Here is a 3075-nt window from a genome sequence, read left to right as displayed (position 1 = left end):
GGCCGCCTGGACGACCGTCCGCGCGCGCTGCGTGTAGCGCTCGAACGCCGGCCGGCTCGTCCAGGAGTCGGCGAAGCGCTTGTGGGCGGCCTGTTTGGTGACGCCGAGGACGGCGCTGATCTCCACCCAGGACTTGCCGGCCCCGCGGGCCCGGTCCACAAAAAAGCCGAGGGCCTGGTCGCTGGTCGTGGTCAGTTCGCTGATCGTCGCCGCCGCGGTCGCGAGCTGGTCGAGCTCATCCTCGCTGCCGGCGTCGCTCTTGATCGTCGTGATGAGCTGCTGCAGATCCGGTCCAGGAGTCATACCGTCAACCCTAGGTTGACGACTATGGCGCGTCAACCCTGAGTTGACGCCCGGGATTGCGTACCGAAGAACGGGTAATGGTCGCCCGGACTCGCAGCGGCTGGGCGACCGCAGGCGGCAGCACCGGTCGGCACGGGCACCACTACCCGTTCTTCGGTACGCGTCTAGGGTGTGCCGGGTGGACGGCATTCCGGATGTGATCGCGCCCGGGTTGCGGGTGTTGTTCTGTGGGATCAACCCCGGGCTGATGTCCGCGGCGACCGGGCACCACTTCGCGCGGCCGGGGAACCGGTTCTGGCCGGCGTTGCACCTGAGTGGATTCACCCCTCGGCAGCTGCAGCCCGCGGAGCAGCAGGAGCTGTTGACCTACCGGCTCGGCATCACGAACGTCGTCGACCGGCCGTCCGCGAAGGCGGCCGAGCTGACCCGCGCGGAGTTCCTCGTCGGCGGGGAGAACCTGATCAAGAAGGTGCTCGACGTACAGCCGGAATGGCTGGCCGTGCTCGGCGTCACGGCGTACCGCGACGCCTTCGGCGACCGTACGGCCGCAGTGGGCAAGCAGGACCGGACTATCGGCGCGACCCGCGTCTGGGTACTGCCGAATCCGAGCGGCCTGAATGCCCACTACACGTTGCCGAAACTCACCGCGGCGTTCGCGGAGCTGGAGCAGCTCAGCTAAGAGCCTTCCGCAGCGTGGAGATCGCCAGCTCGATCGCGGCGTTCGCGGCGTAGGTGTCGCGGAGCGCGTCCAGCATCACGAAGTCGTGGATGATCGCCGCGAACCGCACCGCGGTCGTCGGCACCCCGGCCTCGAGCAGCTTGGCGGCGTACGCCTCGCCCTCGTCCCGCAGTACGTCGGCCGCACCCGTGACGACCAGCGCCGGCGGAAGCCCCTGCAGCTGCTCGGTGGTCGCGCGCAGCGGCGAGGCGGTGATCTGGTTCCGCTCGTTCTCGTCGGTCGTGTACTGGTCCCAGAACCACTTCATCCCGTCGAGCTGCAAGAAGTAGCCCTCGGCGAACTCCTTGTACGACGCCGTGTCGAACGACGCGTCGGTCACCGGGTAGAACAGCACCTGCTGCACGAACTTCACGTCGCCGCGCTCCTTCGCGAGCAGCGTGACCGCGGCGGTCATGTTCCCGCCGACCGAGTCACCGGCGATCGCCAGCCGCTCCGCGTCCAGACCGTGATCTTTGCCCGAGGCAATGATCCACCGGGCGACCGCGTAGTTCTGCTCGAGCGCGTGCGGGTACCGGACCTCCGGCGAGAGGTCGTACTCCGGGAACACCACCGCGGCGCCGGCACCGACGGCGAGCTCGCGAACCAGCCGGTCGTGGGTGTGCGCGTTGCCGAACACCCAGCCGGCGCCGTGGATGTAGAGGATCACCGGCAGGACACCGGTCGCGCCCTGCGGCTTCACGATCCGCGCCTTGGTGCCGTCGGCAGCGGTCACCCACTCCTCGTCGACGGGGAGCTTCGGGTAGTCGGTGGTCTGCACCTCGTCGACGGCCTTGCGGCCCTCTTCCGGGGACAGCTGGAACAGGAACGGCGGCTTTGCGGTCGCGTCGGCGAAGGCCTGCGCGGCGGGCTCCAGAACGGTCATGGTCTTCCTCCCTGATGGCGTGAGAACGGTCGTTCTCCGCTGGCGTTTGCTACTCTAGGAGAACGACGGTTCTCCGCGCAAGGTGGTGCGGAGCACACAGGAGGTCTTGGCGGATGGTGCTGGACACGGCGACGGCGCAGCGGCAGGTGCTGGACGCGGCCGACGCGCTGTTCTACGAGCGCGGCGTACAGGCGGTCGGGATGGACGCGATCCGGACCGCGTCCGGGGTCTCACTGAAGCGGCTGTACCAGCTGTTCCCGTCGAAGGAGGCGCTGATCGAGGCGTACCTGGACCGTCGGGACGCGCTCTGGAAGTCGATGCTCGCCGAGCACGTCGACGCGGCGACCGACCCGCGGTCCCGGCTGCTCGCGGTGTTCGACTTCCTGTACGACTGGTTCCAGCAGCGGGACTACCGGGGCTGCGCGTTCATCAACTCGTTCGGCGAGCTCGGCACGGTCTCGCCGCGGGTCGCCGAGCTGGCGATGGAGCACAAGGAAGGCTTCCGCCGGGCGTTGAGCGAGCTCGCCACCGCGGCCGGAGCCCGCGACCCCGAGCAGCTCGCCGACCACCTCATCCTGCTCAGCGAGGGCGCCATCACCCGCTCGGCGATCTCCGGCACGGCCGACCCCGCGGTGCGCGCCCGGGAGGCCGCGACGATGATCCTGGACGCGTCGCTCGGGAGCTGACGCTGGTCTCCCGGTCTGGACCGCGGAGTTGCGGGGAGCTCAAGCCCCGGGACCCGCCGCGGCGGAGTCGCGGCGGGTGGCACCGTCGTTCGGCAGGATTGGCCCATGCGTTTGCCGGAGCTGCTGCGATCGATCGACGGACTCGCCTACGGCCGGCGCGTACGGTTTCTCGCGGACCACGCGGCAGAACTGGCCGGGCTGCTCGGTGAGCTCGGCCGCGGCGCTGCGTTCGAGCGCGTCCTCGGTCTGCAGGTCGCTGAGTTCGTCCGGGACACGGCGTACGTCTCCCGGATGCTCCGGGACCGCGAACCGGCCGTGCAGGCGCGAGCGCTCGCCGCGGTCGGTCGCGGCGTACCGGTGACGGACGACGACCTGCGCATCCTGTACGACGACGCGCCGGCGTTCCTGCGGACGCGGCTGGTGGCCCTGGTACGGCGACAGCGGCGGGAGCATCTCGCAGTACGGCTGATCGACGAGCACCGGGC

The 3075-nt window shown here is 69.8% G+C and carries 3 protein-coding genes and 2 pseudogenes; 3 read left to right on the top strand and 2 right to left on the bottom strand.

Features of this window, described 5'->3' with window-relative positions:
- Window positions 1–303, bottom strand: a pseudogene (locus VFF46_RS05205) (ATP-dependent Clp protease ATP-binding subunit); the annotation flags it as partial.
- 178 nt (window positions 304–481) lie between these two features.
- Between VFF46_RS05205 and mug the strand changes: the two are divergent.
- The gene (mug, locus tag VFF46_RS05200) at window positions 482–982 is read left to right on the top strand and encodes a G/U mismatch-specific DNA glycosylase (protein WP_325035864.1); all 501 of its coding nucleotides are present in this window, start codon (window positions 482–484) and stop codon (window positions 980–982) included.
- On the opposite strand, the gene VFF46_RS05195 is transcribed toward mug, so the two are convergent.
- Window positions 975–1904, bottom strand: a complete 930-nt coding sequence (locus tag VFF46_RS05195) for an alpha/beta hydrolase (RefSeq protein ID WP_325035863.1) — start codon at window positions 1902–1904, stop codon at window positions 975–977. The genes mug and VFF46_RS05195 overlap by 8 nt on opposite strands.
- A gap of 113 nt (window positions 1905–2017) precedes the next feature.
- Between VFF46_RS05195 and VFF46_RS05190 the strand changes: the two genes are divergently transcribed.
- Both VFF46_RS05190 and VFF46_RS05185 read left to right on the top strand, forming a co-directional pair.
- On the top strand, window positions 2018–2590 hold the full coding sequence (locus VFF46_RS05190) for a TetR/AcrR family transcriptional regulator (RefSeq protein WP_325035862.1): 573 nt from the start codon (window positions 2018–2020) through the stop codon (window positions 2588–2590).
- 105 nt (window positions 2591–2695) lie between these two features.
- Window positions 2696–3075, top strand: a pseudogene (locus VFF46_RS05185) (hypothetical protein); the annotation flags it as partial.

The organism is Kribbella sp., from assembly GCF_035655035.1.
GTDB lineage: Bacteria > Actinomycetota > Actinomycetes > Propionibacteriales > Kribbellaceae > Kribbella.
The sequence above is the reverse complement of the archived record's forward strand: the minus strand, read 5'-3'. Positions and strand labels throughout refer to the sequence as shown.